The organism is Thiomonas sp. FB-6 (assembly GCF_000377645.1).
Lineage (GTDB): Bacteria > Pseudomonadota > Gammaproteobacteria > Burkholderiales > Burkholderiaceae_C > Thiomonas_A.
Genome location: NZ_KB898526.1, coordinates 1 through 12,310, shown reverse-complemented (window position 1 = coordinate 12,310; position 12,310 = coordinate 1). Strand labels below are relative to the sequence as shown.

At 64.7% G+C, this 12,310-nt stretch carries 13 protein-coding genes and 1 pseudogene; 10 read left to right on the top strand and 4 right to left on the bottom strand.

What is annotated here, in order from left to right; genetic code table 11:
* From D466_RS22505 to D466_RS0119505, 4 genes and pseudogenes are all read left to right on the top strand, one after another.
* Window positions 1-225, top strand: a 225-nt coding sequence (locus D466_RS22505; protein WP_018915043.1) for a transposase, incomplete at its 5' end; no start/stop codon positions are given.
* Window positions 194-1,864 (top strand): annotated as a pseudogene (locus D466_RS0119515) (acetamidase/formamidase family protein); the annotation flags it as partial. The gene D466_RS22505 and the pseudogene D466_RS0119515, both read left to right, overlap by 32 nt.
* Before the next feature lie 377 nt (window positions 1,865-2,241).
* Window positions 2,242-3,510, top strand: a complete 1,269-nt coding sequence (oxlT, locus tag D466_RS0119510; protein ID WP_018915361.1) for an oxalate/formate MFS antiporter — start codon at window positions 2,242-2,244, stop codon at window positions 3,508-3,510.
* 44 nt (window positions 3,511-3,554) lie between these two features.
* On the top strand, window positions 3,555-5,147 hold the full coding sequence (locus D466_RS0119505) for a gamma-glutamyltransferase family protein (protein ID WP_026285510.1): 1,593 nt from the start codon (window positions 3,555-3,557) through the stop codon (window positions 5,145-5,147).
* Between the two features lie 46 nt (window positions 5,148-5,193).
* Here the strand turns inward: D466_RS0119505 and D466_RS22500 are convergent, their stop codons facing one another.
* Entirely contained in the window at window positions 5,194-5,748 is a 555-nt protein-coding gene (locus tag D466_RS22500; RefSeq protein WP_081630063.1) for a methyl-accepting chemotaxis protein, read from the bottom strand.
* Here D466_RS22500 and D466_RS24910 point away from each other — a divergent pair.
* On the top strand, window positions 5,656-6,006 hold the full coding sequence (locus tag D466_RS24910; protein ID WP_018915358.1) for a recombinase family protein: 351 nt from the start codon (window positions 5,656-5,658) through the stop codon (window positions 6,004-6,006). The genes D466_RS22500 and D466_RS24910 overlap by 93 nt on opposite strands.
* Window position 6,007: 1 nt before the next feature.
* On the opposite strand, the gene D466_RS24320 is transcribed toward D466_RS24910, so the two are convergent.
* On the bottom strand, window positions 6,008-7,114 hold the full coding sequence (locus D466_RS24320; RefSeq protein WP_156004494.1) for a hypothetical protein: 1,107 nt from the start codon (window positions 7,112-7,114) through the stop codon (window positions 6,008-6,010).
* 122 nt (window positions 7,115-7,236) lie between these two features.
* On the opposite strand from D466_RS24320, the gene D466_RS24315 reads away from it, so the two are divergent.
* Window positions 7,237-8,643: a TonB C-terminal domain-containing protein gene (locus D466_RS24315; protein ID WP_196803536.1), complete on the top strand. Its 1,407-nt coding sequence runs from the start codon at window positions 7,237-7,239 to the stop codon at window positions 8,641-8,643.
* A 2-nt stretch (window positions 8,644-8,645) separates the two neighbouring features.
* Here D466_RS24315 and D466_RS22490 read toward each other — a convergent pair whose 3' ends face one another.
* Complete coding sequence (locus tag D466_RS22490; protein ID WP_038167031.1) at window positions 8,646-9,506, bottom strand: hypothetical protein; 861 nt, start codon at window positions 9,504-9,506, stop codon at window positions 8,646-8,648.
* A gap of 139 nt (window positions 9,507-9,645) precedes the next feature.
* Here D466_RS22490 and D466_RS0119475 point away from each other — a divergent pair, with 139 nt between their 5' ends.
* The 4 genes from D466_RS0119475 to D466_RS24305 all read left to right on the top strand — a co-directional run bounded on the left by D466_RS0119475 (window position 9,646) and on the right by D466_RS24305 (window position 11,024).
* Complete coding sequence (locus tag D466_RS0119475) at window positions 9,646-9,864, top strand: hypothetical protein (RefSeq protein WP_018915355.1); 219 nt, start codon at window positions 9,646-9,648, stop codon at window positions 9,862-9,864.
* Between the two features lie 102 nt (window positions 9,865-9,966).
* The gene (locus tag D466_RS0119470; protein WP_156004490.1) at window positions 9,967-10,404 is read left to right on the top strand and encodes a hypothetical protein; all 438 of its coding nucleotides are present in this window, start codon (window positions 9,967-9,969) and stop codon (window positions 10,402-10,404) included.
* A gap of 34 nt (window positions 10,405-10,438) precedes the next feature.
* The gene (locus D466_RS24310) at window positions 10,439-10,633 is read left to right on the top strand and encodes a hypothetical protein (protein WP_156004488.1); all 195 of its coding nucleotides are present in this window, start codon (window positions 10,439-10,441) and stop codon (window positions 10,631-10,633) included.
* Window positions 10,596-11,024 carry a hypothetical protein gene (locus tag D466_RS24305; protein ID WP_156004486.1) on the top strand — a complete coding sequence of 143 codons (429 nt, stop codon included), beginning with the start codon at window positions 10,596-10,598 and terminating at the stop codon, window positions 11,022-11,024. Before D466_RS24310 ends, D466_RS24305 begins: the two co-directional genes overlap by 38 nt.
* 36 nt (window positions 11,025-11,060) lie before the next feature.
* Here the strand turns inward: D466_RS24305 and D466_RS0119460 are convergent.
* Window positions 11,061-12,241, bottom strand: a protein-coding gene (locus D466_RS0119460) for an IS3-like element ISThsp4 family transposase (protein ID WP_156004198.1) whose coding sequence is annotated in 2 segments (ribosomal slippage) — window positions 11,061-11,995 and window positions 11,995-12,241 — 1,182 coding nt in all. Because the reading frame shifts where the segments join, the coding sequence is not laid out codon by codon here.
* Window positions 12,242-12,310: the final 69 nt, after the last annotated feature.

Sequence of the window (12,310 nt, the reverse complement as noted above, 5' to 3'; positions counted from 1 at the left end):
CAGATCTACTCGACCAACCCGCTCGAGCGCCTGAACGCCGACATCAAGCGCCGCACCAACGTCGTGGGCATCTTCCCCAACGACGCGGCCATCACACGCCTGGTCGGCGCCATGATGCTGGAGCAGAACGACGAGTGGTCGCTGAATCGCCGGTATATGCAGCTTGAAGGCCTTCAGTCGCTCTGCGATACTGCCCCGACTCGGCTGTCCGCTGTGGCACGCTGAGTACCGTGTAGCTCAGCCTGTCCGGGCTGTGGACCTACACCACGTCGCGGGACGCGACCCCTTCTCGGCGCATGTTCGCGGCAAGCGCCTGGAGCGATGCCGTGCCGATCTGGGCAATTGCCAGTACGGCCACCTGTCGATTTCCGACATCTGCTATCGCTGGGGTTTCAACGACCCGGCCCATTTCAGTCATGCGTTCCGGCAGAACTTCGGACTTTCCCCCCGCCAGTACCGCGAGCAGACCGGCCGGGCCGCCCAGCAAAACCTCGAAGCGACCGCGCATCGGGGCCGTCCGAGCAGCCATGCCGGTGCAGCCGTGCAGGCGCCGGGCGAGTCGCCTGCAACCGCACCGAGCGCGGTCGTGCACGCATCGCGAACCTCGGAGGGCGTGCGGCACCACCACCTTTGCGCCAACCAGCATACGGTGCACTGGGGCTATTTCAGCCGCTCGCTGGCGCCGGTGCTGTACCTGGAGCCGGGGGAACTGGTGACGGTCGAAACCCTGACGCAACACGCCTACGACGACTACGAGCGCATGATCCAGGGCGATTCAGGCGCGCAAAGCGTGTTTCACTGGACCGCAGAACAGAAGAACGTCGATCGGCGGGGCGCCGGGCCGGCCGATGCCTCCACCTTCGGTCGCGGCAGCGGCGAGGGCTTCGGCGTTCACATCTGCACCGGCCCCATTCACGTGCAGGGTGCCGAGCCCGGGGATATCCTGGAACTGCGCATCCTCGAGGTGCTGCCGCGACTGTCGGCCAATGCGCGCTTCGCCGGAAGAGCCTTCGGCAGCAATGCCGCGACCTGGTGGGGCTACCACTACAAGGAACTGCTGACCGAGCCCCGGCCGCGCGAAGTCGTGACCATCTACGAAGTGGATTGGCCGGCACATGACGATGCCTGCGCATGCGCGCGGGCCGTCTACAACTACCGCTGGGTACCGCAGCGCGACCCGGCCGGCGTCGTGCATGAAACCATGGACTACCCCGGCGTACCGGTGGATCGATCGAGCATCCAGGAGAATCATCAGGTGCTCCGCGGAGTCACCATCCCGGTGCGGCCTCATTTCGGGGTGATCGCCGTCGCGCCCGCGGAAAGTGGCATGGTCGATTCGATTCCACCGGCGTATTTCGGGGGCAATATCGACAACTGGCGCGTGGGCAAGGGCTCGACGGTCTATTTGCGCGTGGCGGTCGACGGAGCCCTGCTGTCGATCGGGGACCCGCACGCATCCCAGGGCGATTCCGAGTTGTGCGGAACCGCCATCGAGTGCTCGCTCACCGGGATCTTCCAGGTGCTCCTGCACAAGACCGCTGACCTGGCCGGACAGCCCTTCGCCGATATCGACTACCCGCTGCTCGAGACCGACTCGGAGTGGGTGCTGCACGGCTTCAGCCACCCCCAGTACCTGCGCGAGTTCGGGGAAAAGGCGGCAAGCGAGATCTACGAGAAGTCTTCGCTGGACCTTGCCATGCGCGATGCGTTTCGCAAGACTCGGCGCTTTCTCATGAGTTCGCAGGGGCTCAGCGAGGACGAGGCGATCTCGCTGATGTCCGTGGCCGTGGATTTCGGAATCACCCAGGTCGTGGACGGCAATGTTGGCGTGCACGCGATCATCCGAAAGTCCCTGTTCGCATCGCGGAACATTTCGGATTCACGGGGCCCCCGCTCGAGAGCCACGAACTTCGGCGGCCCTGCGACCGAATAGCTGTCCGCCCGGCTGAAGCGCCTTGCGCGAACCCCTGCTGCGCCCATGCCCGGCACGGGTGCGCTCGTCCCCAAGGCGAACACCGCACGCCTTGCATTGGCGCAGGCGCGCAGCGCCTGCGCGCGGCATACCCGCTTCGCATCAGACGCGGCAGGGTCGCGAACCCGCACCGACGACCACTGGCACGGTGTTTGCGTGCACAGCCCGCGATCCGCGGTCATGGCGGGGATCGCAGGCGCATCGCGCTCGTGCCTTCGACATGACCATCCATGGACGATTTCTCCTGGGAGCTTGTGATGTCGAGTGTCATGGAATCCTCGGGCGCCGCCGCCTTCCCTCATTCGGAGCAGGGCGCGCAGCGATGGCTGCAACTTGCGCTCGGCGTGCTGTGCATGATGGCCATTTCGAGCCCGCAGTACGTCTGGGCCCTGTTCACCAAGCCGCTGCTCGCGCAGGTCGGTGGGAGCCTCGCCGCGCTGCAGGTCACGTTCTCGCTGCTCATCGTGCTGCAGACATTCTTCTCGCCCTTCCAGGGCTGGCTGGTCGATCGCTTCGGTCCCCGTGTCCTGCTGTCGGCGGGCTCGGTGATGACCGGGTTGAGCTGGGTGCTTTCGGCCAACGCATCCACGCACCTGCAGCTCTATCTCAGCTACGGTCTGCTCGGCGGCCTGGGCACCGGAATCATCTATGTCGGCGTCGTCGGCCTGGTCGTGCGCTGGTTTCCCCGCAAGCGCGGATTCGCCGTGGGCTTGGTCGCGGCCGGCTATGGCTTCGGTGCCATCGTGACGACGTTCCCGATCGCCGACAGTCTGGCCCACTCGGGCTTTGCCCATACCGCGCGCGTGTTCGGGGTGCTCATCGGTCTCGTCGGCCTGCTGGCCGCGCAGGCCATCCGCCGCCCCCCGTCGGAACCGGTTCACGCGGAGCTCGCGGCAACCGCGGCGCCCGGGACGACTCCGGCGCAAATGCTGCGCAGCCCGGTGTTCTGGCTGATGTTCCTGATGATGGCCATGATGTCCACGTCAGGCCTGATGGTGATCTCGCAAATGGGCGCCTTCGCCAAGGACTTCGGCATCACGTCCAGCGTGGTATGGGGCATGGCTGCATTGCCGCTGGCGCTGACCATCGACCGTTTCGCGAACGGGCTCACGCGTCCCTTCTTTGGCTGGCTGTCCGATGTCGTCGGACGCGAGAACACGATGGCGCTGGCGTTCGGCCTGGAGGCCGTCGCGATGGCGCTGTGGCTCGGGCTGCGTGGCGACCCGCTGATGTTCGCCCTGCTCTCGGGCGTGGTGTTCTTCGGCTGGGGAGAGATCTTTTCGCTGTTTCCGTCCACCTTGACCGACACCTTCGGAACCCGCCACGCAACCACCAATTACGGCATCTTGTACATGGCGCAAGGAATCGGCTCGATTCTCGGCGGCCCCATCGCCGCGCTGGTTCACCACGCCAACGGCTCGTGGAGCGCGGTGTTCGGCATCATGATCGCGCTCGACCTGGGAGCTGCGCTGCTCGCGCTGTTGGTGCTCAAGCCGGCACGCGCGCGGTACCTGGCCCGTCGCGCGCTGGCGGCGTGAGGGCGCCTGGCGCCGGATGACCCGATCGCACTGGGAGCCTGGCCATGCAACACACTTGTCAAGCCCTTGGTGGCATGGTGGTGGCGCCGCACCACCTGGCAGCGCAGGCGGGGCGCGACGTCCTGCGCGACGGCGGCAACGCGGTGGAAGCGATGGTCGCTGCAGCGGCCACCATCGCGGTGGTCTATCCGCACATGAACTCCATTGGTGGCGACGGCTTCTGGCTCGTGCACCGGCCCGGACACGCGCCCTGTGCCATAGACGCCAGTGGCCCCAGCGCCTCTCTGGCCAGCCGAAGCTTCTACGCGGGCCAGCGCAGCATTCCCAGCCGCGGGCCGGGAGCTGCGCTGAGCGTGGCCGGCACGCTGTCCGGATGGCAGTTGGCGCTGCAGCGAACGGCCGACTGGCCGGGCACCCGGATGCCGTTGGATCGCCTGTTGCAAGATGCCATCGGCCACGCGCGCAAGGGCATCGTGGTCAGCTCCAGCCAAGCCGAGTTGACCCGGGCCAAGCTGGAGCAGTTGAACGGCGTACACGGATTCGCCGACGTGTTCCTGCGCGCCGGACAGGCCCCGCGATGCGGCGATATCTTGCGCCAGGGCGCGTTGGCCGACACCCTCGCGCACCTGGCGCGTGCCGGCTTGGACGACTTCTATCGCGGCAGCCTGGCCGAGGCCGTCGGCACGGAGCTGCAGCGCATCGGCAGCCCGCTGCGCACGGCGGACTTGCAGGCGTGGAGCGCCGAGGTCGTTGAGCCGTTGCAGTTGCGCCTTGCCGATTGCACGATCTACAACCTGCCCCCATCCACGCAGGGCCTGGCGTCGCTGATGATCCTGGGAATCTTCGAGCGCCTGGGGGTGTCGCAGGGCGAGGGATTTGCCCACGTGCATGGGCTGGTCGAGGCCACCAAGCGGGCCTTTCGGGTGCGCAATCGAGTGGTCACGGACCCGCGGCGGGTTCCGGTCCCTCCGCAGGCGGAGCTGCGCGATGAGTTACTCGAGTTGCTGGCCGCGGACATCGACCCGGATCGAGCGCTTCCGTGGCCGGAACCGGCGCAGGGCGGCGACACGGTCTGGATGGGAGCCGTGGATCGAGACGGGTGCGCGGTCAGCTTCATCCAGAGTGTCTACTGGGAATTCGGCAGCGCGGTCGTGCTGCGCGACACCGGGATCACCTGGCAGAACCGGGGCATCAGCTTTTCCCTGGACGCCTGCGACCTCAACGCGCTGGAGCCCGGGCGAAAGCCCTTCCACACCCTGAACCCGGCGCTGGCCCTGTTCGACGACGGGCGCTGCATGCCCTACGGCACGATGGGCGGCGAAGGGCAGCCACAGACCCAGGCCGCGGTATTCACGCGCTACGCCCGATTTGGCATGACACTGCAGCAGGCCATCGATGCTCCCCGCTGGTTGCTCGGACGCACCTGGGGCGACCTCAGCACGACCTTGAAGCTCGAGGCGCGATTCGACAGGCAACTGGTCGAGCGCCTGCGCGAAGCGGGCCATGCCGTCGAGGCCCTGCCGGATGACTACAGTGACACGATGGGCCACGCGGGTGCGCTTGTGCGGCATGCGGACGGTCGCATCGAGGGAGCCGCCGATCCCCGCAGCGATGGCGCCGCGGCTGCGGTTGGATGACGGCAACCGGAAAGGGTTGAAGCGCCTTTGCAGCGGGGGTTCTCGCCTAGCTGGCCTGCAGCCGAAAACGACCGACGGACAGTCGCAACGCTTCGGCGATGTGGCTCGTCTGCGTCGAAGTGGCGGTGAACTCCTCGGACGAACCCGCATTTTGCTGGGTAGCCTGGCCGACCTGCGTCACGGAAGATCCCGCCTGGCGGGCCTCGGCGGCTTGTGTGCCTGCGGCTTCCCGGATGGACTCGACGAGCTCCGATGTGTGGGCGATTCCCCCCACGATTTCGGCCAGCAGCTTGCCGGCGCGCTCGGCCCGCGATACGGCCGACGTCGTGATTCGCGCGATCTCCCGCGGTGCGGCCAGTGAACGTTCGGCGAGCTTGCGCACTTCGGCGGCGACCACCGCGAATCCCTTGCCCTGTTCGCCCGCGCGCGCGGCTTCAATGGCCGCATTGAGTGCGAGCATGTTCGTCTGGTAGGCGATCTCGTCGATGATGGACCCGCGTTCGGTGAGTTGCTGCATCTCCGCGACAGTGTGCTGGACTGCGTCGCCCCTGTCGCGCGCCTGCGACGCGACGTCCTGTGCCGCCTGCGCCGTGCGCTGCAACGTCAGTACGTCTTCAACAAGACCTCCAACCGCACCAAGGCGCGCAAGGCCCCGGAGGACTGGATCATCGTCGATGTGCCTCCGATCGTGTCATCGCAGACCTTCGATGCCATCACCGCCAAGCGGCACGAACGTGCGCCGACGGCGACGCCTCCCCGCGTCCTGAACTCTCCCACGTTGCTGACTGGGCTGCTCAAGTGCGCTGTCCGTGGAACGAGCATGACCTTGATGACCGGCAAGTACGGGAAATATCGCTAGATCATCGAGGCGATGGCCGGCCGACGAGTGAAATGCTTCGGCTAAATTCGCTGAAAAGCTGCGAGCAGCGCATGTCTATGATCTTTGATGCTGACGAGTCCTGGCCCAGGCGCCTGCTGAGGGAGGAAGTGATGTCTGCCACGTCGCTGGATGACATGCCGTAGGCTGTTCCGTACACCATGATCGCCCGGGCTCTCCTCCTGGCCTGATCCCGCTCCCCGAAGAGCAGGTCCATATTCATATCGTGGAAAGCAAACCCAAGGAAGACAAGGCGATCAGCATTTCGGACCGTACTCCGAAGTGCATCGATGTCGCTGCGCTCCGGGTCCACGCCTTCCGAAAAGGTGCGGAGCTGCTTGGCTGCGGCCGATAGGGAGCGACCGTCCAAATGTGCGCCATATGGAACACTGGCGAGCCCATTTTCAGCCATCCAGGGCAGGCGCCCTACTTGGCCGTACGGGTGATGGATCTCTAAACACGTAAGCAGCCGGGCGGCCTCTCGCGCGTCGATCCCGTCGTAGTAGTTCATGAGCGAGTCGAGCAAAAAATGCCCTAAGCACCGGTCGTAGTTGAAGCTGACGACTGCCACTCGTCGAAGCCTTTCCTCTAGTCCGCTCGGTTCGCAGTCTTCCGCAACCCGCTGGAAGAAGGCGTTGAACCAAGTATCCCTGACGTTAGCGAAGTCGATCGAACCGCCGTGTTCTTCAGGGCTACGCAATTTGCTCGCCCCCTCCGCGTTCAGGATGCAACTCGCAATTGCCACCTTCGCGCATTCCGCGGTGAGAGGGTTGCTGCCGTTTGATCGGATGAAGTGATCAATCGATTGAGCCTGCGGCATAGCGTCGGCGATGCGCATGCATGTGCGGACTCGGTCGTTAAACGCCGCCGCATTGATCTGAACGCCATTCGAAACGGACAGCCATTGCAGTGCATCACGAATCTGATCGCCGAGGCCGCCACCCGAATGCACGCTTCCACGACGCGCAAGACAGCCTCGAATTAGCTCGGTCAGTTCGGCACCGACAGGTAGCCCAACCTCCTTGCTGGCACCAGCTCCCACGACGAGAACCAGCGACTTCGAACTTTGCTGATGTGCTTTTGTGACCATGCCCAATTATCCCCAACACCGAAGTTCACAGATTCATTGTCTGCTGTGCTTGGTCTTGTACGTGTTGACCAATGGCAGATCCCGGCCGAAACTCGCGTAACAAACCTCAACAGGGGACGCGCATGGCGCTCACGAAATGCCGCGAGTGCGGCGGCCAGGTCAGCACCGAGGCAACTTCCTGCCCACATTGCGGCGCACCGGTACGACCTCCCAGTCCCAGTCCGATTGCACCAGTACGCGCGAAGGGCGCCCGCGGTACTTGGCTGGTGATCGTCGCGGCGCTGGTGCTGTTTGTGGCGTGGGTTCGATACGAGTCAAGCAGCAGTACCCCACCTGCTAACTCGGAGTTGCCGGTTGCAGTTTCATCAAGTCCGACGACTGCGCCAGCATCCCTGCCTGCGGCGCCGGTAGCCGTGGCCGCCTCGTGCAAGAGCGACTACCGTCTGTGCAGCGACAACAGCGACCTGGTCAACAACTTTGACGGGATCAGCGCGGCGCAGTTCGCCTGCAAGGAAGCGACAGACGAGCATGTGGAATATGGCAGCCCAGACTGGCCGTGGGTCTTTTACTTCAGCACATTCTTGCGAGGGAACAACTACGCAAAGCATGGCATCGTCGATCTGATCGATGACCGCGTGAAGATCCAGAATGAGTACGGCGCGATGCAGCACTCCCGGGTGCTATGCGAGTACGACCTACGCGCGAAGAAGGTGATCATGCTGAAAATCAATGGCGATGTAGACATTCTCGATGCGACGCTCTTTGATCGCCAACTCGCTGCTTCCGGTACTGCCTCCGCGCCAAGCAGCGCCCCGAACCCAGCTCCCCAATCAAGCGATTCCGCGTCGTTGGCTTGGGGCGGCCCATCGGGCACCTACGGTGCTCAGCTGGCCGCGCTGATTCGGGAGAACACCGTCTATACCGAGTCCCAGATCGACCAGATCGACGGCGACCCGAAGGTCACCCTCGAAATAGCACTCGATCCGAACTCCGGCGAGGTGCTTGGCGTGACCGTCAAGCACTCGAGCGGCGTGTCCAACTGGGACCAGGCCGTGGTGCGCGCAGTCAGGCGCGTAGGCGCGTTCCCCAGCGACCATGGGCGCTGGTGGACGCCGATCGAAGTGGTCGCTGGCCCGCGCGACTCATCACAGGCACCGGCGCCCACAGAGACCACGGGTAGCGCGTCACCGCCGCCGGGAGGCGCATCCCGGGAGTTGCCGATGACGGCGCCTGCCGCAGCCGCATCGGCACCTCAATCGACCGGCCCCTCCTTCAACTGTGCTCGCGCCTTCTACCCCGATGAGAAGGCAATCTGCGTGAGCCCGGCGCTGTCGGCACTGGACCGCCAGACGGCCGACTTGTTCGAGCAGGCCGCAGCCGCAAGCCCCGACCCTGCGGCGTTCCGCAAGAGCAACGTGAAGTATGTGATCGATCGCCGGACATGTGGCGCGAGCGTGGCGTGCATCACGGCCTGGTACCAGCGGCGGCAAGCGGCACTGCGGGACGCCCTCTCGTCGGCCTCGCGCTGATACTAGAGCGCTTTTCGGCGAGGGCCGCCCCGGAGAATCGTGGATTGCAGGACGTCAAATGCCTTCAGCAATCGATCGCCGCCGAGGAACTCGGAGAGTTCTCGCTCCAACACTCCGGGTTTCGCACTGCCCACGATTACCAGGCCCATTGCGTGCCCAATCGTCGCCTGCACGATGAGCAGCTTCGCATCCAGGGCCATGCTGACCCTCACCTGAATCTGGTCCTCCAAGGATTTGCCGCTCCGTCGGACTGGAATGGCCTGCGAAGGCAATTCAGCGGCAAGTGCGTCAAGCATCGGATATGACTGCGTGCGGACCCACTCCGTATTCGTGAACCAGTTCAGCAGCAGACATCCTTCGTTGGGGAAGGCTGTGCCGAAGAGCCTGTAAAAGAGGCCCTTCGCAAGCTTTTTCGCGAACACTGGCATCGCGTCATGGATCTCTTCCGGAAGACGCGTTGGAGCAACGTCCTGGTGCAACTCACCCGGTCCCGGTCGAGTTCCGAACAGCCGATTCAGTCGGCGTGCCTCGATTGCGGAGGAATGGCCACGTCCCATCTGTTGCAAGACTTCCGGGAGCTGCTTTCTGGTGGCCTTGATCGTGCCGAGCGCGCCGGTGGCCTCGGGCGTGTCGCCTGGATCGGCGCATCGCTTTAGGAAGGCAACCAGGAGGTCAGCATCGGAACTTTCCTTGTTGCAGGTATCGCAGGCCGGAAACGCGAAGCCATCGGGCCATGCCCGCTCGCGAAACATCCCCCTCGGCGGGCAGTGCTCGATCGTAGTGGCCGCTACCCCGCCGCCGCAGAAGATGCAGTACGGGTGCTCGGCAAAGAACGTGGCCCTGCGTCGTGCCTTCTGGCCCATGCTGTTCTCCGATCGTGCTCCGTCCGAATGCGCTGCAAGCCTACACGTTGATGGCCCGCGTCCTCTATGCATGAGGCGAAGATGCTTGCATCTTGAATAAAGCGGTGCCTTATTCAAGTGACATTGCCCGAAGCCGACCATGAGCCCAGCACCCAAGCAGCGCAACGCCGACGAGCCGAAGATTTCCGGGCATGGCGGCGCGCGCCTCGGCGCTGGCCGGCCGCCGGCGGAGGAGAAGAAGGAAGTCCACCAGGTGCGCCTACCCCCTTGGGCGGCGGCGTTGCTGCGGACGATGGGCGACGGCAGCATCTCCCGCGGCATCCTGGTCGCGCTGGCGAAGCCGCACAAGAGGGAGTGATTTCACCGCTGTCGGGCGGTTTCCCGGCGATGAAGGCGGGCGAGCGTGGTGCGGGAACACCGCGCCGCCCTGACCACAACCTGCACTCAGGAGGTGCATGCAATGGCTACTGCCAATGGTAGTTCCGTGGGCGCGACGCCCGCGCAGCGGGATCTGCAGTCGATCCCTTTCCGGGGGCACACGGTCTACGTGTGGCGCCAGCCCGAGCCGACGAAGCATGCCTTCGCCTGGCGCGTGGTGATGGACAGCGATCCGCGCGAGGAAGTCGCCGCCGGCGAGGCCGACGCGGCGCCGCAGGCCTGGGAGCGGGCCCTTGCGGCAGTGCGTCCTGCCCCAGCCTTGGAAAGCCCCGCGCCCGTGACCACCGGCTTCCCGAAGGCCAGTGCGGCGCCCTACAAATGGGCCGGCGAACTGATCCGCGACCTGGGAGATCGAGCCCTCAAGGGCATGACGCGCGCCGAGTTGATGCGCGTCGTCGAAGCCGGGACCCTGTTGGAGGAGTCGGCGAGCTGGCCCTTGAGTTCTTGGGGTTTCTACTAACCGGAATCGATCGTTGGCACTTACAATGGGCCGCATGGAGCGAAAGCGCGTCAACTTGATCGAAGCTGTCTTGGCGGCGGACAAGTCGCTGGATGGCGTGCGCGCGGCATTCTCCTCGCTGGGTGATGTCATCCTGCGCCAGCAGCGTTCCGTCGAGCAAAAAGTCGAACAACATGAACGGAGCGCCGCGCGTGGAGCAAGATCGACCCAGCATCGATTCCATCCTTGACTTTCTCTACGTCGACACCGAGCGACTGAAGGTCTGGCTTGCTCAACTGGATGGGAACGGCGTACCGACCGCCCTGCGTTCATCCTCGGCCGTGTCTCAGACATCGTCAGATGAAACGACCGTCGGCATCCATGGAGAGGGCGGCAAAAACGTCCTCGTGCTGAAGGCCGAAGTGGGCGGAAGCGTAGCTGGAAAGCAAGCAGCGGCGTCCGCCGTTCGGGATGTTCTGGAGCGTCAGTTCGACGCCTCGTGGGCTCTTCCGCTCAATGTGCTCGACCGACTGGACGAGACCAACTTTATCCGCAAGTCGTTACAAGACGCGCCGATTGGATCGGTTGTGCTCGTCTCCGGCACCACACAAATTCTTGACCTGGATCTCGTCAAGAACTGAGGTGCCCGTCGAATTTCGCCTTCCAGATGGCCGCTCTCATGCCGCCATGGATGGCTGATCGCCATGCTTGCTGAGCCACTCCTCCAGGAAGCGAATCGGCGAGCAGTAGCCCAGCGTGGAGTGGCGGCGACTCCGGTTGTAGAACGCCTCGATGTACTGGAACAGGTCGGCCTGCGCATCGGCGCGGGTCGGGTACGACGTGCCGTGCACCCGCTCGTTTTTGAGGCTGTTGAAGAAGCTCTCGGTCGGCGCGTTGTCCCAGCAGTTGCCCTTGCGACTCATCGATGCGCTCATGCCGAAGTCGTGCAGCTTGGCCGCCATGGCGGCACTTGCGTATTGACTTCCGCGATCGCTGTGAAACACGATTCCAGCCTCGGGCTTGCGCCGGAACCACGCCATGGTCAGGGCATCGGTGACGATGTCCGCGGTCATGCGCGGTTTGATCGACCAGCCGACGATCTCGCGGTTGAACAGATCCAGGACGATGGCCAGGTACAGCCAGCCCTCGCCGGTCTGGATGTAGGTGATGTCACCGGTCCAGACTCGATTCGGCGCCTCGGGCGCGAAGTTGCGCGCCAGCAGATTCGGCGCGATGGGCAGGGAATGCCTCGAATCCGTCGTCGCCTTGAATCGTCGCTTGTGGCGCGCCCGGATGCCGTGCTCGCGCATGAGTCGTTCCACCCGCCGCAGGCCGATGCGATGGCCGCGCCCCTGCAGCTCGCGGTGCATGCGCCGCGAGCCGTAGGCAGCCTTGAACTCGGCGTGGATGCTGCGCATCAGCGTCAGGGCCTGCGCATCGCTCAGGCGGGTGCGATCGGGCTTGCCGCCGCGGCGCCAGGCGCGGTAGCCGCTGATGCTCACGCCGAGCACCTCGCACAGCTCAGGCAGGGGATGGTCGCGGCGCTGCGCGTCGATCCACGCGTACTTCACAGCGCATCCTTGGCGAAGTACGCAGTCGCTTTTTTTAAGATGTCCACGTGCATCCGCAGCCGGGCGTTCTCCGCCCTCAGCCGCGACAGCTCCATCTGTTCCGGCGTCACCGGCTTCGCGCCGGCGCCCGCCAGATGGCCGGCCTGGGCAGCCTTCACCCAGTTGCGCAGCGTCTGCTCCACCAGCCCCAGTTCGCGAGCTGCCGCACCCACGCCAACCGCCTGGGCATGCTTGACGGCCTGCTCCTTGAACTCGGCCGTGTACTGCTGTTTCGGGATCGTCTTCACTTCGTCTCGTCCTTCAGGTCTCGATGCTACACATCGGCTCCTGGAAGACGAAAAACGGCAGGCAGCTCA

What these genes read in the sequence shown, in the direction of transcription:
- D466_RS24315 (WP_196803536.1), top strand. Translation starts at nt 7,237, where the DNA reads ATGGCGCTCACGAAATGCCGCGAGTGCGGCGGCCAGGTCAGCACCGAG.
- D466_RS0119505 (WP_026285510.1), top strand. Translation starts at nt 3,555, where the DNA reads ATGCAACACACTTGTCAAGCCCTTGGTGGCATGGTGGTGGCGCCGCAC.
- oxlT (WP_018915361.1), top strand. Translation starts at nt 2,242, where the DNA reads ATGGAATCCTCGGGCGCCGCCGCCTTCCCTCATTCGGAGCAGGGCGCG.
- D466_RS24310 (WP_156004488.1), top strand. Translation starts at nt 10,439, where the DNA reads ATGGAGCGAAAGCGCGTCAACTTGATCGAAGCTGTCTTGGCGGCGGAC.
- D466_RS0119475 (WP_018915355.1), top strand. Translation starts at nt 9,646, where the DNA reads ATGAGCCCAGCACCCAAGCAGCGCAACGCCGACGAGCCGAAGATTTCC.
- D466_RS0119470 (WP_156004490.1), top strand. Translation starts at nt 9,967, where the DNA reads ATGGCTACTGCCAATGGTAGTTCCGTGGGCGCGACGCCCGCGCAGCGG.
- D466_RS24320 (WP_156004494.1), bottom strand. Translation starts at nt 7,114, where the DNA reads ATGGTCACAAAAGCACATCAGCAAAGTTCGAAGTCGCTGGTTCTCGTC.
- D466_RS22490 (WP_038167031.1), bottom strand. Translation starts at nt 9,506, where the DNA reads ATGGGCCAGAAGGCACGACGCAGGGCCACGTTCTTTGCCGAGCACCCG.